Raw genomic sequence first — 20,261 nt, 5'->3', positions numbered from 1 at the left:
TCAGAGCTCGTAGGTCTTGCCGGCGACGGCGAGGTCCAGCGGACCGGACCAGACGGCGGCAGCCTGCGCGCGGCATACCTCGGGGTCGTTCCAGGGCGGGATGTGCGTGAGCATCAGCCGCTGCACGTCACCCGCGGCCACCGCGGCGGCGGCCGCTCGAGAGCCGGACAGGTGGATGCCCACCGAGTCGTCGTCGCGGCCGTCGATGAAGGCGCTGTCGGCCAGAGCCAGGTCGGCCCCGGCGAGCAAGGGCGTGAGCGCGTCGCAGGAGTCGGTGTCACCGGTGTAGGCGAGGACGACCCCGTCGGCCTCGACGCGGAAGCCATAGGCCTCCACGGGGTGGTTCACCCGGTATGCCGTGATGGCGAAGGGCCCGACGCGCGTCACCTGGGTGTCAGCGAGCTCGTGGACAGCGAACTCGGAGCTCATCCCACCGCGTTCGAGCCCGTGGTACATCAGGGCGAACCGCTCCTCGGCTCCACTGGGTGCGTGGATCGCGAGCTGCCCCTCCACCCGGCCGCCGGGGCGGTACTTGCGGGTGACGTACAGGCCGCAGACGTCGACACAGTGGTCGGGATGCAGGTGGGTGATGAACACCGCGTCGATCTCGGCCAGGTCGACGTAGCGCTGCAACGGGCCGAGGGCGCCGTTGCCCAGGTCGAGCACGACGGACCAGGTGCGGCCCTCGTGCTCGGCCTGCAGCAGGTAGGAGGAGGCGGGCGAGTCGGGACCGGCGAACGAGCCGGAGCAGCCGACGACGGTGAGCCTCATCGGGGTCCTCCCGAGGCGACGGGCGTCACGACGGAGCGGACGACCGCGTCCCCGAAGACGGCGTCGCTGTCGGCCCCCACCTCAGGACCGAGGAACCGGCGCGCGAGGCGGGTGAACTCTGCAGCGTCACCGGTCGTCGTGAACCCGTGGCTCGGCGGCGGCAGGTGGGCCGGGCGCAGCGCGTCGGAGTCGGCCAGCACGCGGTAGACGTCCTTGGCCGTCTCGTCGGCGGACGACACCAGGGTCACCCCGTCACCCATCACGTAGGAGATCGCGCCGGTGAGCAGGGGGTAGTGCGTGCAGCCGAGCACCAGGGTGTCGACGTCGCCGTCGATGAGCGGCGCTAGGTAGCTGCGGGCCACGTCGATGACGGCGGGCCCGCTGGTCACACCGGACTCGACGAACTCCACGAACCGCGGGCACGGCACGCTGGTCACCTCGAGGTGGGGCGCCGCGGCGAAGGCGTCGACGTAGGCACCGGACTGGTGGGTGCCCTGTGTCGAGATGACGCCCACCCGGTGGTTGCGGGTGGCCCGGGCGGCGCGACGCACGGCGGGCCGGATCACCTCGACCACGGGCACGTCATAGCGCTCCCGGGCATCGTGGAGGACGGCCGCGCTGGCGGTGTTGCAGGCGATGACGAGGGCCTTGACGCCGTGGTCGACCAGGCGGTCGAGGCACTCGAGGGCGAACTCACGGGACTCAGCAATCGGACGCGGTCCGTAGGGCGCCCTGGCCGTGTCGCCGAAGTAGGCGATCGACTCGTGCGGGAGCTGGTCGAGCACGGCGCGTGCGACGGTCAGTCCGCCGTAGCCCGAGTCGAAGATCCCGATGGGTGCATCCGCCACGGGTCAAGGCTAGGTGCGCGCACCCCTGCTGACCTCATCCGTACGGCGTCTGGTGTGTCACACCCGGGACGGACGTGGTCAGGGCCGGTCAGGGGGTGAGCGCGTGGGCGAGGGTTTCCTGCAGCCAGGTGAGGAAGTCGTAGACGGCGAGGGCATAGACGGCCGGGTCGTCCGGCGGCAGGCCCGACACCTGCTCCTCGAGCAGGTCGAAGTCGTCGTCCCGCTGGAGCCCGAGCCGCTCGCCCAGCACCAGCCGGACATCCGTCAGCGCGATCAGCAGGGCCAGCGCCTGCGGCTGCTCGAGCGAGATCTTCTGGTCCTCGATGCCGGACAGCGCCCGGATCGCCGTGGTCAGGTTGGCCGACTTGCGGTCCCGCAGGCCGCCCTCGGTCAGCCTCCGGAACTCCGCTGCGATCTGGTCGTCCTCGCGGTTGGCCGTCGGGAAGATCCGCTCGAGGGCCGGGTCGCGGTCCCGCGGGAACGATCCGGTCAGCTCCGGTGCCTGGTCGGCGGCGGACAGCGACACCCCCATGCCGATCCCGCCCAGCCCGGCCACGATCTGGTCGAACTCGTCCCCACCGCTCTCGCCGCCCGGACCGTAGGGGCCATCCGCGCCATCCGCGCCGGGTGCGCCATCGCCGCTCGGCGCCTGCTCGGGCTCGATGAGCTCGAGCACCTGCTCCATCAACCCGACGACCAGACCGCGCTCGACCGCGTCGAGGGTGGCCACATAGCGGCCGTGGCGTCGCTTGAACCCCCGCGCCACGTCAGTCGTCCTTCTGGAAGGTGGCCCAGAGGCCGTAGCCCTGGAGCGCCTCGGTGTCGGTCTCCATGCGCTCGCGGGCACCGGTCGACACGACCGCGCGACCCTTGACGTGGACGTCCATCATCAGCCGCTCGGCCTTGGACTTGGAGTAGCCGAAGTAGCTCTGGAAGACGAACGTGACGTAGGACATCAGGTTGACCGGGTCGTTCCACACCAACGTGATCCACGGGACGTCGACCTCCGTCAGCTCGTCCGTCGAGGCACTCTTCTGCTCGACAGGCGCGATGGACATCACCGCAGTTGACGTCATGATGGGGAAGGCACTCGGCACGGCCACCACCTTAGGCTGCCGAGGTGACCCCACGTTCATCGAGCAGCTCGTCCAGCACGGCCCTGCTGACCGACCACTACGAGCTCACCATGCTCGAGGCCGCCCTGCGCAGCGGTGCCGCCTCGCGTCGGTGCGTCTTCGAGGTGTTCGCGCGGCGGCTGCCCGACGGACGGCGCTACGGCGTGGTCGCCGGGACCGGCCGGTTGCTCGCCGCGATCGAACAGTTCCGGTTCGGGGACGACGAGCTCGACCAGCTGCGTGGCGTCGTGGACGAGGCGACGCTGGGGTTCCTCGCGGACTACCGCTTCGACGGCGACATCTGGGGGTATGCCGAGGGCGAGTGCTACTTCCCCGGCTCACCGGTGCTCGTCGTCGAGGCCGACTTCGCGCACGGGGTGGTGCTGGAGACCCTGGCCCTGAGCATCCTCAACCACGACAGCGCCATCGCGTCCGCCGCGTCGCGGATGACCTCCGCCGCCGGCGACCGGCCCTGCATCGAGATGGGCTCGCGCCGCACCCACGAGGAGGCGGCGGTCGCGGCTGCCCGCGCGGCATACATCGCGGGGTTCGCGACCACGTCGAACCTGGAGGCCGGGCGCCGGTTCGGGGTGCCGACGGCGGGCACGGCGGCGCACGCGTTCACCCTGCTGCACGACGACGAACGCGAGGCGTTCAGCGCCCAGATCGCCGCGCTCGGCAAGGGCACGACGCTGCTCGTCGACACCTACGACGTGCCCACGGCGGTCGCCCTGGCTGTCGAGCTGGCCGGGCCCGAGCTCGGCGGGGTCCGACTCGACTCGGGTGACCTGCTCGTCCAGGCGCGCGAGGTCCGCGACCAGCTCGACCGGCTCGGGGCCACGGACACCCAGATCATCGTGACGAGCGACCTCGACGAGTACGCCATCGCCGCCCTGGCCGCGGGACCGGTGGACCGCTACGGCGTGGGGACGTCGCTGGTCACCGGGTCCGGGGCACCAACCGCGGGGATGGTCTACAAGCTCGTGGCCCGCACCGACGACGCCGGCGTGATGGTCGGCGTCGCCAAGAAGAGCAAGGACAAGGCGTCCGTGGCCGGGCGCAAGTACGCGCTCCGTCGCCGCAACGCCCGGGGCATCGCGGAAGCGGAGGTGATCGGCATCGGGCAGCCGCCTGACGACGATGGTGACGACCGTGCGCTGCTGGTCCCCCTGATGGCTGACGGCAGGGTGGTGGACGACGCGGCCGTGGACCTCGAGGCGGCGCGGACGCGGCACACGACGTCCCGCGCAGAGCTCCCCGCCGCGGCCCGGAGGCTGCAACGGGGAGAGCCCGCCATCCCGACGACCTACCTCGACGCCGAGTAGTTCAGTCAGGGCTTGGCTGCCCCGGGTCCGTAGATCCAGATCTGCATGCTGCCCCCCACCTGCAGGTCGACGCTCGCGCACTTCGCCTGGTCGTCGACCACCACGGTGGTCGGCCAGTGGTGCTGCGTCCCCAACGCCTTCGCCACGACCGCCTCCGCCTCCCCCGTCGAGGTGCACCTGCTGGTGATTCCGGAGCGCAGTGCGTCGCGCACGTCGTAGACGAACCCAGCCACATCCTTGTCCGGCCTGCGGATGTTGGGGTCGGTCACACGGTCGGGGAAGAACCGGGCCGTCCGGGTGGCCGGGTCCGTGTCGAAGAAGCCGCACGGACCGTCCTCGTAGGGACGGTTGTCCGGCATGACCTTCGTCGTCCACCCCACCATGCCGAGACGCTTGATCTCGGACGCCATGTAGGGCACCGCGTTGGCTCTCGTGAAGCACCCGCTGCTGCCTCCGTCGATCCAGTCCTCCAACGCGGCGTCCAGCCGGATCGCTGCCGCTCGGTCAGCGGGATCGGTCACGAGCGCCTGGCCATCTGTCGGCGCCTGCTCGCGTGGGACGACGAAGACCTGCCCGCTGCGCGTGAAGGCGACGGGGTCGAGGATCGCCGGTTTGCCGGACAGCTGTTGGTACCGCTGGCAGTCGGCGACGGGGTCACCTGTCAACGGCGGACCACCCGTCGAACCATCCAGAGCGTGCTCACTGTCCAGCGGGTCTGCCCACGTCGTCATGCACGTCAGGCCGTCCGCTGCACCACCGACGTACCACTGGCTGTAGGCCGCATAGGCCGCCCCACTGCCGATCAGCACGATGCCCAGGGCCCCTGCGGCCATGCCCCGTCTGCCGAGGCGCCGACCCCTCCGCGGCGCCTCAATGGTGTCGAGCTGGTTCCGGTCGGTCATGATGATCCCGTCACGCAGCGCGCCGAGCGCGTGTCGATCGACCCCTCGGGCGATCACGGCGTCCGGCACGCGACGCGTTGTGCGCAGTGCGTCCATCAGCTCGTGGTCCTTCATGAGATCTCCTCCCTGGGGTCGCGACGGGCGAGTGCCCATCTGCCTGAGTCATGTCCGGTACTCGAGCTGCGTTTCACCGCAACACGATCCGTCTCGCGATCGATGTCCTCCATCGCCTGTTTGAGCTTCGTGCGGGCTCGGTGCAGCCGCACCCGCACCGCCCCTCTGGTCAGGCCCATCGCCACGGCGATCTCCTCGCGGGCGAGCTCCTCCCAGGCCAGCAGGCGCAGCAGCTCACGGTCGTCGTCCGGCAGCCGGTCGAGGGCCCGCTCGACGGCGGTCGCCTCGCGCACCTCGAGTGGCTGGACGGCTTCGTGCAGGGAGTCCCGCAGACGGTCAGCGAGCGCCACCCGCCGTCGCTCGCCGCGGTAGTGGTTGGCCAGCACGCGGCGGGCGACACCGAACAGCCACGGCCTGGCCTGCTCCCCCACCGGCACGTCCTCGAGCCGCCGCCACGCGACGAGGAACGTCTCAGCCACCACATCGGCAGCGTCAGCGGGGTCCGCAACCCGCCGCACGGCATACCCCAGCAGTGCCACGTGCGTTCGCTCGAAGAGCGCCGAGAAACGTTCCTCCGGCGAGCTCATCCATCCCCCTCCACGGCCGAGAGTCTGACACTCCCCTCATGTCCGGCACCGGACGGAGCGTTACCGACCTGGGCGCAGTAGCGTCGTCCCATGAGCCGGGCGCTGGTCATCGTGGACGTGCAGAACGACTTCTGCGAGGGCGGTTCGCTCGCCGTGGCCGGCGGAGCCGAGGTGGCGCGACGGATCAGTGAGCACGTCCTCACCCACCTCGGGGAGTATGCCGCGATCGTCGCCACCGCCGACTGGCACGACGACCCGGGCGCCCACTTCAGCGACTCGCCGGACTTCGTCGACAGCTGGCCGACGCACTGCCGGGTCGGCAGCGACGGGGCGCTGTTCCACCCGGCCGCGGAACCCGCGTTCGAGCACGTCGAGGCGATCTTCCGCAAGGGTCACCACACCGCTGCCTACAGCGGGTTCGAGGGGCACACGGTGCAGGCCGACGCCAAGGTGGGCCTGGCCGACTGGCTGCGCGACCGGGCCATCGAGGAGGTCCACGTCGTCGGGATCGCCACCGACTACTGTGTGCGCGCCACCGCCCTCGACTCCGCGGAGGAGGGTTTCGAGACGACGGTGCTGCTCGACCTCACGGCCGGCGTGGCACCCGCGAGCACGGCGACGGCACTGGCCGACCTGGCCGCCGCAGAGGTTGCCACCCGCGGTGAGGTCGCGGGCGAATAGCCGCTGCCCGCAGGTGCTGGAGGATGCGGTGCCCACGGCCTGCATCGATGGCCGCACGTCACGTCGCGCTCGGTGCCATGCTTACCCGGTGAGTGACCACGACGATGTCCGGGCGCGAGCCGACGCGTGGCAGTCCGCGATCCAAGGACGCGACGTGGTGGCTGCGCAGGACCTCCTGCACCAGGACTACGCGCTGGTCCTGGTGGTCCCGGCTGCCGTGACCGTGGACCGGGAGGAGTGGCTACGCGTGCTGCCCGACTACGTCGTGCACCACTACGAGGTGCACGAACAGTTCCTGCACGTCGGCAACGACACAGCCTGCGCCCTGACCCTGGCGACACAGCACGCCACGGTCCTCGGTCAGGACCGCAGCAGTCGTTTCATCCTCAGCGACACCTGGCTGCGCGGGGACGACGGTTCCTGGCGGGTGTGGCGGCGACACTCGACGCCTACCTCTCCCATGCAGATGCCGCGCGGCTGACCGGTCACTGCCCGTCTGCGGCATACCTGGATCGAAGTTCTCACAGCCCCGGTGACGGGACTGTGCGGCAACTGTTACGAACGCTTTACGGCGGTCGCAGGGTTGCGAAACATCGGTTGGTCACGCTTCCCGGGTGACCACGAACCTGACCTCCGGCGATTCCGCGACGACCACGGCACCGGTGAGCCCGGCTGCCCCCACGCCAGCCACCACCGCAGCGCCGACCCATCGGTCGGGCCGGTGGATCGACCACTGGGACCCTGAGGACCCGACGTTCTGGCGCGGAGGTGGGCGGTCGATCGCGCGACGCAACCTCAGCCTGTCCGTCCTCGCCGAGTTCCTCGGCTTCTGCGTCTGGGCCCTCTGGAGCGTCGTCGTCCCTCTGCTTCCAGCGGCCGGGTTCAGCCTGACCCTGGATCAGCAGTTCTGGCTGATCGCCGTGCCCAGCCTGGTCGGCGCGACCGTGCGGATCCCCTACACCTTCGCCGTCCCGCGCTTCGGCGGCCGCAACTGGACCATCATCTCGGCACTGCTCCTGCTCATCCCGGCGTCAGCCCTCGCCTGGGTGGTGAGCGATCCGTCGTCGTCGTTCGGGCTGCTGCTCGGCTGCGCGGCCCTTGCGGGCTTCGGCGGCGGCAACTTCGCCTCCTCGATGACGAACATCTCGTTCTTCTTCCCCGAGGCGGAGAAGGGCAAGGCCCTCGGGATCAACGCCGCCGGGGGCAACCTCGGCACCGGTCTCGTCCAGCTGGTCGTGCCGGCAGTGATCGCCATCGGCGCCGGCACGCACCTCGAACGAGCCGGCCTGATGTTCATCCCGCTGGCGATCCTCGCTGCGGTGCTCGCCTGGCGCGGCATGGACAACCTGACCGGCGTCAAGGCCGACTACGGCAGCTTCGCCGCGGCCACCCGCAACCGGCACACCTGGATCATCTCGTTCCTCTACATCGGCACCTTCGGGTCGTTCATCGGCTACTCGGGGGCCTTCCCAACGCTGCTCAAGACCCAGTTCCCCGAGACGCCGACGACCATCGCGTTCCTCGGCGCACTGATCGGGGCCCTCACCAGGCCGCTCGGCGGAATCGTCGCTGACCGGTTCGGTGGAGCCCGCGTGACGATCGGCTCGTTCGTGCTCCTCGCCCTCGGGGCCGTGGGTGCCATCGAGGGGCTCACGTCGCACAGCTTCGCGGTCTTCTTCAGCTCCTTCCTCGTGCTCTTCGTCGGCGCCGGAATCGGCAACGGCGCGACCTACCGGATGATCCCAGCGGTGTTCCGGGCCGGGGTCAGCGCGGACCGCCTGCCCATCGCGCGCAAGACGGCAGCCGGGTGCATCGGGATCGCTGGTGCTGTCGGCGCCTACGGGGGCTTCTTCATCCCCCGCGGGTTCGCGATGGCCAAGGCCCAGTACGGCTCTCTCGTCCCAGCGCTGTGGGTCTTCATCGCCGCCTACCTGCTCATGGCCATCACGACGTATGCCGTGTACGCCCGGCGCGGTTCCCCGCTCGCCGCCGAGACGATCTGAGTCCGGGACCCTTCGTGACCCCTCTCCCCCGCGACACCGACACCGCCCTCACCGCTGCGACCGGCGGTGCCGGCACCGAAGGCGTCGCAACGCACTGCCCGTACTGCGCGCTGCAGTGCGCCCAGACCCTCACCCCGAACCCCGGCCTCGACGGCGATAACGGCGTCGCCGTCGAGGGCCGGGCCTTCCCGACGAACCGCGGCGGACTGTGCCAGAAGGGCTGGACCAGCGCCGAGGTGCTGGCGGCGCCCGACCGACTCACCACCCCGCTCGTGCGCACTGCCGACGGCGACCTCGTTCCGGTCGGCTGGGACGAGGCGCTGGACCTGGTCGCCATCCAGCTCCGCCGCATCCGCGACGAGGACGGTGCGGACGCCGTGGCGGTGTTCGGTGGGGGCGGCCTGACGAACGAAAAGGCTTACCAGCTGGGCAAGTTCGCCCGTATTGCCCTCGGCACCGCAAACATCGACTACAACGGCCGCTTCTGCATGAGCAGCGCGGCGGCCGCCGCAAACCAGACCCTCGGCATCGACCGCGGGCTCCCATTCCCGTTGACCGATCTCAGCGGTGCCGACGCGGTGCTCCTACTCGGCAGCAACCTCGCCGAGACGATGCCGCCCTCGGTCGCCCACCTAGCGGATGTCCGGGGGCGCGGTGGCCTGGTCGTCGTCGACCCGCGGCGCAGCGCGACGGCCGACCTCGCGGCGGACGGCCAGGGACTGCACCTGCAGCCGGTGCCGGGCACCGACCTGGTCGTCCTCATGGCGCTCCAGCACATCCTGCTCACCGAGGGCCTCGCCGACCTCGACTACCTCGAGGCACGCACCACCGGCCTCGAGGAGATCCGCCGGCGCTCGGCGCTGTGGTGGCCGGAGCGGGCCGAGCAGGTGTGCGGGGTCCCGGCAGGCGTGCTCCGCGACGCAGCACGCCTGCTCGCGGCCGCCAGTCCCGCCAGGGGCGGTCGTGGAGCGTTCGTCCTCACCGGACGGGGCGTCGAGCAGTCCCGCCAGGGCACGGCCACGGTCTCGGCCGCCATCAACCTCGCCCTCCTGCTCGGCCTGCCGGGTCGCGTCGGCAGCGGGTACGGCGCGGTCACCGGACAGGGCAACGGCCAGGGCGGCCGCGAGCACGGCCAGAAGTGCGACCAGCTCCCCGGCTACCGGATGATCAACGACCCGGACGCGCGCGCCCACGTGGCCGCGGTCTGGGGCGTCCCTGAGTCGTCCCTGCCGGGCAAGGGCCAACCCGCCGTCGAGCTGCTGGCCTCGCTCGGGACGCCCGGTGGCCCACGCGCCCTGCTCGTGCACGGCTCCAACCTGCTGGTCAGCGCCCCCAACGCCCAACAGGTCGCCGAGCGGCTCGCCGCCCTCGACCTCCTCGTGGTCTGCGACTTCGTGCCGTCCGAGACGGCCATGCTCGCCGACGTCATCCTGCCAGTCACCCAGTGGGCCGAGGAGGAGGGCACCATGACCTCCCTGGAGGGCCGAGTCATCAGGCGCCGCAAGGCGATCGACCCACCCAGCGGTGTCCGCAGCGAGCTCTGGGTGTGGTCGCAGCTGGCCGCCCGTCTCGGCTCGAAGGGGACATGGGACACCGAGCCGACCCTCGTCTTCGACGAGCTGGCGCGCGCCAGCCGGGGCGGACGCGCCGACTACAGCGGCCTCAGTCACGCCCGACTCGACACCGAAGAGGCGCTGTACTGGCCGTGCCCGGCCACCGGAGCCGGTGGCGGTGTGGCACCGCACCCCGGCACCCCGCGCCTGTTTGCCGACTCGTTCCCCACCCACGACGGGTGTGCTCACATGGTCGCCGTGGACCATGTCGGCCCGGCCGACGACCTGCGTCCGGACGCGCCGCTCTACCTCGTCACCGGGCGGGTGCTGCAGCACTACCAGTCCGGCGCGCAGACCCGGCGGGTAGCGACGCTGGCCACCGCGGTCCCCGGACCGACCGCGGAGGTGCACCCGCTGCTCGCAGCCCGACTGGGAGTGGTCGACGGTGAGCGCGTGCGTCTCACGACCAGCCGCGGCTCGGTCGCCGTGCCCGCACGCATCACGTACTCGATCCGACCGGACACCATCTTCATGCCGTTCCACTGGAGCGGTGCCGCCAGCGTGAACCGGCTGACGACCGACGCGACCGACCCGGTGTCGGGCATGCCGGAGTTCAAGGTCTGTGCTGTCGACATCACCCCGGCGCGACGCCACCTCGCGCGTCGGGAAACGCACCCCGAGCCGGATCACGTGGGCACGGAGACCCCCGCATGACCCGCCTGGTCGTCATCGGCAACGGCATGGTCGGGTCGCGCTTCGTCGAGGACCTCCTCGGTGCCGACGCGGCCGGACGCTATGACGTGACGGTCGTGGGGGCCGAGGCGTGCGAGCCCTACAACCGCGTGCTCCTCAGCGAGGTCGTCGCCGGCAAGCACGACCTGTCGGCGCTGACCCTCCCCACTCCGCAGAGCCCTCGCCTCACGGTGCTGCGTGGTGAGCAGGCGGACCACCTCGACCGCGAGGACCGTGTCGTCGTGACCGCCGGTGGTGGGCGGCTGCGCTACGACCGGCTGGTCCTCGCCACCGGGTCCGCAGCCCGGGTCCCGCCGTTGCCCGGTCTGCGTGCCGCGGACCGAGGCGATGGCGGCGGCGCAGACGACGGCACGCTGACCCACGGCGTCCACGGCCTGCGCTCGATCGACGACGCCCGCGAGATCGTCGCCGCCACGCTGAACGCGCAACGAGCGGTGGTCCTCGGGGCGGGCGTCCTCGGCATGGAGGCTGCTTGCGGCCTCGCCAGACGCGGGGTCGCCGTCACCGTGGTCCACCCGGCGAGCACCCTCATGGAGCGTCAGCTCGACGAGGAGGCCGGCCGGGTGGTCGAGCTCGCCATGTCCGGTCTGGGCATCGACCACCGGGTCGGCGTCGGAGCCACCGAGGCACTGGTCGAGGATGGTCGGCTCCGGGGACTGCGTCTGGATGACGGCGAGATCGTCCCTGCCGACCTGCTCGTGCTCGCGACCGGCACGGTGCCCAGCACCGTCCTGGCGACCACTGCCGGGCTATCGGTCGACCGCGGCGTCGTCGTGGATGACGACCTGCGTTCGCCGGACGACCACCGCGTGTTTGCCATCGGCGACTGCGCCCAGCCACCCGAGGGTGGCTCCGGCCTCGTCGCCCAAGGGTGGGAGCAGTCCCGCCGCCTCGCCGCGCTCCTGTGCGGGAGCATCAGCGGCGGGGCGGAACTCTTGCCGACCCGCCCGACCGCCGCGTCACCACGACCCTCCTCGGTCGGGAGCGACGTGGTGCGGCTCAAGGCGCACGGCCTCGACGTCGTGACCATGGGGGTGTGCGGCTCGCAACGTGTCGACGACCCGGCGCAGCGCACCCTTCGCCTCAGCGACCCCGATGTCGGCCGGCACGTCGAGGTCGTCGTGTCCGGTGGGCTCCTCGTCGGCGCCACCTGCGTCGGTGCGGGCGCGGTCGCGGCGGACCTCGTCACGACGTACACCCGGCGCACCCCGGTACCCGCCGACCCGGCATACCTGCTGCTGCCTGCCCTGATGCCGGGCCCGGCAAGCGCACCCACCTCGCCCGACGCAATCCCGGACGACGCCACCATCTGCCGGTGCAACGGCGTGAGCAAGGCGGCCATCGTCGCCTGCGTGCACGACGGGGCGACCAGTGTCCCGGACGTCGCCGCGGCAACCCGGGCAACCACCGGCTGCGGCGGGTGCTCGGACGACGTGTGCGCGCTCGTCGAGTGGCTGTCGCCGGCGGCAAGCACGAGCAAGGACGCCCTCGGCACGACCGCCATGGCCTTCTCACCCTCCGACGTCCGTCCGGGTGAGAACCACGTAACGAAGGGGAAACACATGAACCACAACGCCGAAACGGCAGCCTCCTAGCGTGGGCGCCATGGTCCAGCCCCCGTCTCCACGCGAGCTCGTCGTGGTCGGCGGCGGCATGGTGGCTCGACGGCTCGTGGACGCCCTGCGTTCGCGCGACACCGCTGGTGAGTGGGCGGTGACCCTCCTGTGCGAGGAGCCACGGGCTCCCTATGACCGCGTCGCCCTCACCTCGTACTTCACCGGACGCGACCCCGACGACCTCGCCCTGGGAGGTCAGGAGATCTGGGACGACCCGCTGGTGACGCTCCGCCGTGGGGTCGCCGCGACGGCGATCGACCGCGAGGCCCGCACGATCGCCACATCGGACGGCCGCACGCTCCCCTATGACTCCCTCGTCCTCGCGACCGGCTCGTATGCCGCCGTACCCCCGGTGCCCGGCAGGGACCTCCGCGGCGCCTTCGTCTACCGGACCATCGACGACGTCGCCGCCCTGCGCGCCTACGTCGAGAACCTCCGCGACGAGGTGGGCCGCCCGCTGCGTGGAGCGGTCGTCGGCGGCGGACTTCTGGGTCTCGAGGCCGCAGGTGCCCTCACCGCCCTCCAGGTCGAGACCACCGTCGTCGAGTTCGCCTCCCGGCTGATGCCGCTCCAGGTCGACGACGGTGGCGGCGAGGCACTGCGCCGGCTCATCGAGGCCCTGGGCGTGAAGGTGCGCACGAGCACCGCGACGTCCAAGATCGTGGGGCTCCTCGGCCGCGTCTCGAAGATGGAGTTCGCCGACGGCCCTGGCCTCGACGTCGACGTGGTCGTCTTCGCCGTCGGCGTGCGACCGCGCGACGAGCTCGCCCGCGAGGCCGGCCTCGAGGTCGGTGAGCGCGGTGGTGTCGTGGTCGACGACTCGTGCGCGACAGCCGATCCTGCGGTCTGGGCGGTCGGTGAGGTGGCCTGCATCGGTGGCCGGACCCTCGGACTGGTCGCCCCGGGCTACACGATGGCCGAGATCGTCGCCGACCGGCTGCTCGGCGGTGAGGGCACCTTCCCCGGTGCGGACCTGTCCACGAAGCTCAAGCTCCTCGGAGTCGACGTGGCGTCCTTCGGCGACGCCTTCGCGGCCGAGGCCGGCGGACTCGAGGTCGTCATCTCCGACCCGGTCGCCGGCGTCTACAAGAAGCTCGTGATGTCCGACGACGCCCGCACCCTGCGCGGCGGCATCCTCGTCGGCGACGCCAGTGCGTATGCCGCGTTGCGGCCGATGGTGGGCCGCGAGCTGGGCGGAGACCCCGCGGCATACCTCCTCCCCGAAGGGGCGGCTCCGGCTGCTGCCGGCGACCTGCCCGACGACGCAGCCGTGTGCTCCTGCAACAACGTCACTGCCGGTGCGATCCGGTGCTCGGTGACCGACGCCGGCTGCACCGACCTCGCCGGCGTCAAGGCGTGCACGAGGGCGGGCACGAGCTGCGGCTCCTGCCTCCCGCTGGTCAAGCGCCTCGTCACCACCGAGCTGGAGAGGTCCGGCGTCGAGGTGAGCAACGCGCTCTGCGAGCACTTCGAGCTGTCGCGCGCGCAGCTCTTCGACGTGGTGCGGGTGCAGGGCCTGACGACGTTCAGCGAGATCATCGGCCGGCACGGCAACGGCCGCGGCTGCGACATCTGCAAGCCGGTCATCGGCTCCATCCTCGCCTCGCTCGGCACCGGGCACATCCTCGAGGGTGAGCGGGCGACGTTGCAGGACACCAACGACCACGTGATGGCCAACCTGCAGAAGGACGGCTCGTACTCGGTCGTTCCCCGCATCCCCGGCGGCGAGATCACGCCGGAGCGGCTCATCGTTATCGGCGAGGTGGCCAAGGACTTCGGGCTCTACACGAAGATCACCGGCGGCCAGCGGATCGACCTCTTCGGCGCCCGCATCGAGCAGCTGCCGAAGATCTGGAAGCGGCTCGTCGACGCGGGCTTCGAGTCGGGGCACGCCTACGGGAAGTCGCTGCGCACCGTGAAGTCGTGCGTCGGCTCGACCTGGTGTCGCTACGGCGTGCAGGACTCGGTCGGTCTCGCCATCGCCCTCGAGCTGCGCTACCGAGGGCTGCGGTCCCCGCACAAGATCAAGCTGGGCGTGTCCGGGTGCGCGCGTGAGTGCGCCGAGGCCCGCGGCAAGGACGTCGGTGTCATCGCGACCGACAACGGCTGGAACCTCTATGTCGGGGGCAACGGCGGCTTCACCCCACGGCACGCCGAGCTGCTGGCCGAGGACCTCGACACCGAGATGCTGGTGCGCACCATCGACCGGTTCCTCATGTACTACGTCCGCACCGCGGACCGGCTGCAGCGCACCGCCGTGTGGGTCGAGGACCACGAGGGTGGGCTCGACGCCATCCGCGACGTCGTCCTCGAGGACTCACTCGGCATCGGCGCCGACCTCGACGAGGCCATGGCCGGCCACGTGGAGGGCTACGAGGACGAGTGGGCCGCGGCCCTGAATGACCCGGAGAAGCTGCGGCGGTTCGGGTCCTTCGTCAACGCGCCGGACCAGCCGGACGACTCACTCGCCTATGTGAACGAGCGCGGACAGGCCCGTCCCGCAACGGAGTCCGAGCGAGCAGGCGGCTCCCTCCTCATCGCCGGCACGACCCTGGAGGTGCGCCGATGACCACCGAGACGAGCCTGTCCCCGCTGGCGCTGGAGCCGAGCTGGCTCCCGGTCTGCACCGTCGAGGACCTGCCCCGCGAGCGCGGGGCGTGTGCCCTGGTCCACGGCAGCCAGGTCGCCCTGTTCCGCACCTTCGACGACACCGTGTATGCCGTGCAGCAGCTCGACCCGTACAGCGGCGCCCACGTCATGTCGCGCGGGATCGTGGGCACGCGGGGCGGCACACCCACGGTGGCCTCACCGATGTACAAACAGGTCTTCGACCTGCGGACCGGGCAGTGCCTCGACCCGGTCGGCAAGGACCCCCGCCACCTGCTCGCCTATGCCGTGCACGTGGCCGATGACGTCGTCAGCGTCGGCCCACCTGTGGAGCCCGGTCAGGCCCTCCTGCCCGACGCAGTCGAGCGCGGCACCGGATGACGACCCTCGTCGGGCTGGACCTGGCCGGACGTGCGGTGCTCGTCGCCGGCGGAGGGCCCGTGGCGGCACGCCGCGCCGCCACGCTGCTCGATGGTGGTGCTGCTGTCACGGTGGTCGCACCGCAGCTCTGCGAGGACCTGGTCGACCGCGTGCTGGCGGACGAGGTGGTCTGGCACCGTCGCCCGGTGGAGCAGTCCGACCTCGACGGCGTGTGGTTCGTGCACGCCGCCACCGACGACTCCGCGGTCAACGCGGAGGTCTGCCGGTGGGCCACCGACCGACGAGTGTGGAGCGTCTGCGCCAGTGGCGCTTCGCTGGGAACGGCTCGCACCCCGGCCAGCACTCGGCACGCCGGGCTCACCGTGGCCGTGACCTCCGTGGGCGACCCCGACCCGGCTCGTGCCGCGCGAGTCCGGGACCAGCTCGCCGGCACGCTGACCATGGGCACCCTCGACCTGCGCCACCACCGCCGCGGCAGCGGTTCACGCGGTCGGGTCATCCTGATCGGTGGCGGCCCCGGTGCCGCGGACCTGATGACCGTCCGGGCGCGCAGGGCGCTGTTCGAGGCGGACGTCGTGGTCACCGACCGACTCGGGCCGACCTCGATCCTCGACTCGCTCCCGGGGGACGTCGAGGTCATCGACGTCGGCAAGGCACCAGGCCGTCACGCCGCCACCCAGCACGAGATCAACGCCATCCTCATCGACCAGTCGGGACGCGGCCGGGTCGTGGCCCGGCTCAAGGGTGGCGATCCCTTCCTCTTCGGCCGAGGGGGCGAGGAGCAGCAGGCGCTGGCGGCCCACGGCATACCCGTCGAGGTGGTGCCGGGGGTGACGTCGGCGCTGTCCGCCCCGCTGGCCGCCGGCATCCCGGTCACCCACCGCGGCACCGTTGCCTCGGTCCACGTCACGCACGGTCATCGCCAGCTGGACCAGTCGGCCCTGGACGTCGTGGTCCGTCGCCACGCGACGTTGGTGGTCCTCATGGGGGTCGGCCGTCTCGCCTCGCACGTCGACCAGCTGCTCGCCGCCGGATCCGACCCCTTGGTGCCTGTGGCCATCGTCGAGGACGCCACCCTGCCGACCCAGCGCGTGACGCGCGCGCCCCTGCGGCAGATCGTCGAGGCGGCGGCCGCTCGGGGAGTCAAGGCACCCGCGGTGGTGGTGGTCGGCGCCGTCGCAGATCCTTCGCTGCTCGCCGCAGCGCCGGTTGACGCAGCGACACTCGATGCGGCGGCCAGCACGTGACGGCGAGCCGACTCAGCCAGGTCATGGCCGGATGCGTCGTCCTCGTCACGGCGGACCGCCGCTCGGCCGAGCTCTCGTCGGCGCTGACTCGGCGCGGCGCCACGGTCCGGCACGCGCCAGCCCTGAGCATCGTGCCGCACGAGCACGACGACCAGCTCCTCCTCGACACCAAGCGCCTGTTGGAGTCCCCTCCGGACATCGTCGTCATCACCACCGGCATCGGGTTCCGAGGGTGGGTCGAGGCCGCCGACGCGGCCGGGGTGGCGGACGAGCTCATCGACGTGCTGTCCGGCGCCCGGATCGTCGCCCGTGGACCCAAGGCACACGGCGCGATCCAGGCCGCGGGACTCCAGGCCGACTGGGTGGCAGAGTCCGAGACCTCTGCCGAGATCCTCGACCTGCTCCTCACCGAAGGGGTCGCGGGAGTGCGCATCGCAGTGCAGCACCACGGCGCGGGCGCTGACGGTGTCGACACCGAGCTCTCGGCTGCCGGCGCGGACGTGGTGAGCCTCGTGGTCTACCGGTGGGGTCCGTCCCCTCAGCCAGCGGCCCTCCGCGAGTCCGTGCACGCTGCCGCCGCAGGACAGATCGACGCCGTCGTCTTCACGTCCGCGCCGGGAGCGGCTGCCTGGCTGGCCGAGGCCGAGCTGCAGGACCAGTGGACGGGCATCGCCGCGCGTATGGCGTCCGGCGCCCTGGTGGCGGCTGCCGTCGGTCCGGTCACGGCAAAGCCGTTGCAGGACAGGGGAATCACGCCATTGATACCGGACCGCGGCAGGTTGGGGGCGCTGGTCCGGGCCCTGGTTGGGCACTTCGAGCAGGCACAGTCGACCGCGGTGCTCACGAGCGCCGGGCCACTCCAGGTGCGCAGCACTGTTGCCCTGCTCGACGGCCACGTCCTTCCGGTCTCCCCCAACGGCCTGGAGGTGCTGCGCCTGCTCGCCGACGCCGGGGGCGATGTGGTGACCCGTGCACAGGTCCTTGCGGTGCTTCCGGGAGACTCGGCCGACCCGCACACGGCGGAGGTCGCGGTCGCGCGGCTGCGCGACGTGTGCGGCCGCGCCCTGATCCAGACTGTCGTGAAGCGCGGCTACCGTCTGGCCACGTGAAGCCGGCCCCACCGGGCGATGGCCCGCGACCGCCCGATGAGGGCAGGGCCAGCCTTCCGGGCGGAGGGTTTACAGGGACGTCACACGAGCACCGTCGCCGCGAAACAGCCCGTCCCTAGCCTGACGGCGTGGACGAGGACAGCGATGGTGCCACGGGGCCGCCGGTGGCGTCGCCGAGGGCGGCGCGGGACATGGTGGCGCTCATCGGGCTCAAGCACCTGCCGACCCGGCACGGCGCGTCCTTCCCGGTTGCCGGCGAGGCCGTCGCGCTGTTCCGGTCGGGTGACCGGGTCTGGGCGGTCGAGGACCGGAACCCCTACACCGCCTGTGGCATCGCAGGTGGCCGGCTGTCACGGGTCGGTCACACACCCGTGGTCGTGTCGCCGATGTACCACCTCGTGTTCGACCTGCGGACCGGCGCGTGCCTGAACGCCATCGACATGCCACAGCAGCGGCTGCGCACCTTCGCCGTGGAGCTCATCGGTGACGTCGTCCACGTCGGCCCTGCCCGCAGTCCACGAGCCACCCTGGCTGGGGTGAGCATCGGCGCCTAGGCGCCGGGGCGCCCATCGGTGACCGATGAGTGGCGGGGCGCCCGGTTAGTGCCGGCCGCCCTCTGCTGCACCCTCGACGACGACCGGCTGGCCGTTGGCCACGAGCTTCCAGTCGTAGGTCGTGAACGTGGTCGGGTCGATGACGCCCTGGTCGACGGTCCAGTCGATGAGCAGCTGGCGGATCTCGACCTGCGCGTTGTAGAGCACGGGCGCGGTGGTGACGCCGGGGAAACCACCACCACCGGACTGTCGGTAGTTGTTGATGGCGATGACGAACTGGGCCGCAGGGTCGATCGCCTGGCCCGCGTACGTGAGGTTGGCAATGCGCTGCCCCACCGGCTTGGCGATGTCGATGTCGTAGGCGAGCGACGCGTCGAGCCCGCCCATGATGTCGTAGTTGTAGTCCGGGATCGTGGTCCCCGTCGTGGGGCTGAGGGCGCCGGTCACGTCGTCAGGGGCATAGGGCCCGGGGCCGGTCACCGTCTTGAAGAAGGCCGCCGAGTACTCGAGGTAGGCCTTGACCTGGGCGCCGGAGAAGCGGATCCCGAGCAACGTGTTGTCGTAGATGTAGAGGCCCGCGACGTCACGCACCGTGACGTTGCCGGCGGGGATGGCGGCGTCCCGGTTGAACGGCGCGGCAATGGACAGCACCGGCAGCGACTCGTCCGCCGTCCCCACCAGGGCGGCCCTCACAGCGCCGGCCTGGACGTGGTTGATGAAGTCGATCGCGGCGGTGTCCTCGAACCGTGCGGTGGCGGCCGACATGGCCATCGTGCAGGTCCCGATGACCGAGTTGACGTAGGTGCGCACGATGGCGTGGTCGTCACGGACGAGGTCCGCGACCTCGGGGTCCTCGGTGACGGTGTTGGCATTGAGCACGTGCGAGTGGGCGTCGACCAGCACCCAGCGTCCCTTGACGTAGTCGAGGTCGAAGTCCATGACCGACAGGCGCATGCCCCACTTGAGCGGCTCGGTCAACAGCACCTTCTTGCCGGGGGTGACCTTGCTGGCGACGAGGTTCTCGATGATCTCGACGTGGGCGTGTCCGACGAGCACGGCGTCCACCCCCGCCACCTCCTCAGCGAGCTGGCGTGACGCGTTCTCCGGGAAGGGCAGTGCGTCGCCGTAGGAGGAGCCGGGCGTGGCACCTGAGTGGCAGGACACGATCACGAGATCGCACCCGGCTGCCTTGAGCCTGGGCACCATCACCTTGGCCTGCTCGACGATCCCGGGGAAGCGGACCTGACCCTCGACGTTGGCCTTGTCCCAGATGGCCACGCCGGGGGTGACGAGCCCGAGGATGCCGACCTTGACGGCCTTGCCGCGAGCCTTGAAGGTGCGGATGAGGTAGGGCTTGAAGATGGGCGCACCGCTGGCCCAGTCGACCGAGTTGGCGCTGAGCAGGGGGAAGTCGAGCTGGGACTCGAAGGCGCGGAGGGTCTCGAGGCCGTAGTTGTACTCGTGGTTGCCCAGGGCGGCCGCGTCGTAGCCGATGGCGTTCATCGCCTTGGCCATCGGGTGGACAGAGCCACCGGTGATCGGGTCGACCTTGGCGTAGTAGTAGGCCAGCGGGGTGCCCTGGATCGTGTCGCCGGCGTCGAGCAGGAGCGTGTTGGCCTCGCCCCGCTCGGCGCGCATCGCCGTCACGAGAGTCGAGATCTTGGCCAGGCCGATGTCGTTGTGGGCCGAGTCGTCGTACTCGACGTCCTTGAAGTAGTCCCAGTTGAAGACGTTGCCGTGGGTGTCCGTCGTCCCGAGCACGGTGAGCCGGAACCGTGCCGGCTGGTCCGACTTCAGTGGCCCCTTCTCGGGCGCTGCGTCTGCGCGCGTGGCGCCGCCGAAGACGGCGGCCCCTGCTCCACCCACCACGGCGAGCGCGATCATCTCGCGACGGCTGCGCTCCTGCTGGGCGAGCTCCTGAACGGCGGTGCGTGCGGACGTCACGATTGCCTCCAACGACAAGTGGCCGGGAGCTCACGGAGTGCCCGGTGCGCAAGCCACGGCTGCGTCGACGTGGCGGGGGTTCCCAACCCTACTCGCGAAAACGGACATTCGACATGCTGTGTCCCAGACAGCCCCGCTCATCGACGAGGCT

18 protein-coding genes are annotated in these 20,261 nt (G+C 71.2%); 11 read left to right on the top strand and 7 right to left on the bottom strand.

The annotated features are described in order from the left end of the window. The 4 genes from EAH86_RS02615 to clpS all read right to left on the bottom strand — a co-directional run bounded on the left by EAH86_RS02615 (nt 1) and on the right by clpS (nt 2,677). A complete protein-coding gene (locus EAH86_RS02615) occupies nt 1–771 on the bottom strand; it encodes an MBL fold metallo-hydrolase (protein WP_140737043.1) in 771 nt (256 codons plus the stop codon). Next, nucleotides 768–1,619, bottom strand: coding sequence for a glutamate racemase (gene murI, locus EAH86_RS02610; protein WP_140737042.1), 852 nt, complete (start codon nt 1,617–1,619; stop codon nt 768–770). The genes EAH86_RS02615 and murI overlap by 4 nt, the downstream gene beginning before the upstream one ends. Nucleotides 1,620–1,707: 88 nt before the next feature. Continuing rightward, nucleotides 1,708–2,385, bottom strand: a complete 678-nt coding sequence (locus tag EAH86_RS02605; protein WP_140737041.1) for a DUF2017 domain-containing protein — start codon at nt 2,383–2,385, stop codon at nt 1,708–1,710. A 1-nt stretch (nt 2,386) separates the two neighbouring features. Continuing rightward, a complete protein-coding gene (clpS, locus tag EAH86_RS02600; protein WP_140737495.1) occupies nt 2,387–2,677 on the bottom strand; it encodes an ATP-dependent Clp protease adapter ClpS in 291 nt (96 codons plus the stop codon). Nucleotides 2,678–2,739: 62 nt separating this feature from the next. Between clpS and EAH86_RS02595 the strand changes: the two genes are divergently transcribed. Then, a complete protein-coding gene (locus EAH86_RS02595) occupies nt 2,740–4,059 on the top strand; it encodes a nicotinate phosphoribosyltransferase (protein ID WP_140737040.1) in 1,320 nt (439 codons plus the stop codon). A 5-nt stretch (nt 4,060–4,064) separates the two neighbouring features. On the opposite strand, the gene EAH86_RS02590 is transcribed toward EAH86_RS02595, so the two are convergent. Both EAH86_RS02590 and EAH86_RS02585 read right to left on the bottom strand, forming a co-directional pair. Beyond that, nucleotides 4,065–5,075 (bottom strand): hypothetical protein, encoded by a 1,011-nt coding sequence (locus EAH86_RS02590; protein WP_140737039.1) that lies wholly within the window; start codon nt 5,073–5,075, stop codon nt 4,065–4,067. Beyond that, nucleotides 5,072–5,662, bottom strand: coding sequence for an RNA polymerase sigma factor (locus EAH86_RS02585; RefSeq protein ID WP_140737038.1), 591 nt, complete (start codon nt 5,660–5,662; stop codon nt 5,072–5,074). Before EAH86_RS02585 ends, EAH86_RS02590 begins: the two co-directional genes overlap by 4 nt. A gap of 90 nt (nt 5,663–5,752) precedes the next feature. Here EAH86_RS02585 and EAH86_RS02580 point away from each other — a divergent pair, with 90 nt between their 5' ends. The 10 genes from EAH86_RS02580 (at nt 5,753) to EAH86_RS02535 (ending at nt 18,166) form a co-directional block, all read left to right on the top strand. Then, on the top strand, nt 5,753–6,343 hold the full coding sequence (locus EAH86_RS02580) for an isochorismatase family protein (RefSeq protein ID WP_140737037.1): 591 nt from the start codon (nt 5,753–5,755) through the stop codon (nt 6,341–6,343). Nucleotides 6,344–6,431: 88 nt separating this feature from the next. Further along, on the top strand, nt 6,432–6,824 hold the full coding sequence (locus tag EAH86_RS02575) for a YybH family protein (RefSeq protein ID WP_161988549.1): 393 nt from the start codon (nt 6,432–6,434) through the stop codon (nt 6,822–6,824). Between the two features lie 133 nt (nt 6,825–6,957). Then, nucleotides 6,958–8,346: an MFS transporter gene (locus EAH86_RS02570; protein WP_140737035.1), complete on the top strand. Its 1,389-nt coding sequence runs from the start codon at nt 6,958–6,960 to the stop codon at nt 8,344–8,346. A 110-nt stretch (nt 8,347–8,456) separates the two neighbouring features. Then, the gene (locus EAH86_RS02565) at nt 8,457–10,613 is read left to right on the top strand and encodes a molybdopterin oxidoreductase family protein (RefSeq protein ID WP_241668194.1); all 2,157 of its coding nucleotides are present in this window, start codon (nt 8,457–8,459) and stop codon (nt 10,611–10,613) included. Continuing rightward, the gene (locus EAH86_RS02560; RefSeq protein ID WP_140737033.1) at nt 10,610–12,247 is read left to right on the top strand and encodes an FAD-dependent oxidoreductase; all 1,638 of its coding nucleotides are present in this window, start codon (nt 10,610–10,612) and stop codon (nt 12,245–12,247) included. The genes EAH86_RS02565 and EAH86_RS02560 overlap by 4 nt, the downstream gene beginning before the upstream one ends. Nucleotides 12,248–12,257: 10 nt before the next feature. Further along, the gene (gene nirB, locus EAH86_RS02555) at nt 12,258–14,837 is read left to right on the top strand and encodes a nitrite reductase large subunit NirB (protein WP_140737032.1); all 2,580 of its coding nucleotides are present in this window, start codon (nt 12,258–12,260) and stop codon (nt 14,835–14,837) included. Further along, on the top strand, nt 14,834–15,256 hold the full coding sequence (nirD, locus tag EAH86_RS02550; RefSeq protein ID WP_140737031.1) for a nitrite reductase small subunit NirD: 423 nt from the start codon (nt 14,834–14,836) through the stop codon (nt 15,254–15,256). The genes nirB and nirD overlap by 4 nt, the downstream gene beginning before the upstream one ends. Then, nucleotides 15,253–16,503 (top strand): uroporphyrinogen-III C-methyltransferase, encoded by a 1,251-nt coding sequence (gene cobA, locus EAH86_RS02545; protein WP_140737030.1) that lies wholly within the window; start codon nt 15,253–15,255, stop codon nt 16,501–16,503. The genes nirD and cobA overlap by 4 nt, the downstream gene beginning before the upstream one ends. A 23-nt stretch (nt 16,504–16,526) precedes the next feature. Next, nucleotides 16,527–17,612: a uroporphyrinogen-III synthase gene (locus EAH86_RS02540; RefSeq protein WP_140737494.1), complete on the top strand. Its 1,086-nt coding sequence runs from the start codon at nt 16,527–16,529 to the stop codon at nt 17,610–17,612. A 128-nt stretch (nt 17,613–17,740) separates the two neighbouring features. Continuing rightward, nucleotides 17,741–18,166, top strand: a complete 426-nt coding sequence (locus tag EAH86_RS02535) for a Rieske (2Fe-2S) protein (RefSeq protein WP_140737029.1) — start codon at nt 17,741–17,743, stop codon at nt 18,164–18,166. 45 nt (nt 18,167–18,211) lie between these two features. Here EAH86_RS02535 and EAH86_RS02530 read toward each other — a convergent pair whose 3' ends face one another. Next, the gene (locus tag EAH86_RS02530) at nt 18,212–20,110 is read right to left on the bottom strand and encodes a bifunctional metallophosphatase/5'-nucleotidase (RefSeq protein WP_241668145.1); all 1,899 of its coding nucleotides are present in this window, start codon (nt 20,108–20,110) and stop codon (nt 18,212–18,214) included. Between the last annotated feature and the right edge of the window lie 151 nt (nt 20,111–20,261).

It is taken from the genome of Pedococcus bigeumensis, from assembly GCF_006438965.1.
Taxonomy (GTDB): domain Bacteria; phylum Actinomycetota; class Actinomycetes; order Actinomycetales; family Dermatophilaceae; genus Pedococcus; species Pedococcus bigeumensis_A.
Note: the sequence above shows the minus strand (reverse complement) of the source record. Positions and strands in the feature narration are given on the sequence as shown.

What these genes read in the sequence shown, in the direction of transcription:
- EAH86_RS02615 (WP_140737043.1), bottom strand. Translation starts at nt 771, where the DNA reads ATGAGGCTCACCGTCGTCGGCTGCTCCGGCTCGTTCGCCGGTCCCGAC.
- clpS (WP_140737495.1), bottom strand. Translation starts at nt 2,677, where the DNA reads ATGTCCATCGCGCCTGTCGAGCAGAAGAGTGCCTCGACGGACGAGCTG.
- EAH86_RS02590 (WP_140737039.1), bottom strand. Translation starts at nt 5,075, where the DNA reads ATGAAGGACCACGAGCTGATGGACGCACTGCGCACAACGCGTCGCGTG.
- EAH86_RS02585 (WP_140737038.1), bottom strand. Translation starts at nt 5,662, where the DNA reads ATGAGCTCGCCGGAGGAACGTTTCTCGGCGCTCTTCGAGCGAACGCAC.
- EAH86_RS02580 (WP_140737037.1), top strand. Translation starts at nt 5,753, where the DNA reads ATGAGCCGGGCGCTGGTCATCGTGGACGTGCAGAACGACTTCTGCGAG.
- EAH86_RS02560 (WP_140737033.1), top strand. Translation starts at nt 10,610, where the DNA reads ATGACCCGCCTGGTCGTCATCGGCAACGGCATGGTCGGGTCGCGCTTC.
- nirB (WP_140737032.1), top strand. Translation starts at nt 12,258, where the DNA reads ATGGTCCAGCCCCCGTCTCCACGCGAGCTCGTCGTGGTCGGCGGCGGC.
- nirD (WP_140737031.1), top strand. Translation starts at nt 14,834, where the DNA reads ATGACCACCGAGACGAGCCTGTCCCCGCTGGCGCTGGAGCCGAGCTGG.
- cobA (WP_140737030.1), top strand. Translation starts at nt 15,253, where the DNA reads ATGACGACCCTCGTCGGGCTGGACCTGGCCGGACGTGCGGTGCTCGTC.
- EAH86_RS02540 (WP_140737494.1), top strand. Translation starts at nt 16,527, where the DNA reads ATGGCCGGATGCGTCGTCCTCGTCACGGCGGACCGCCGCTCGGCCGAG.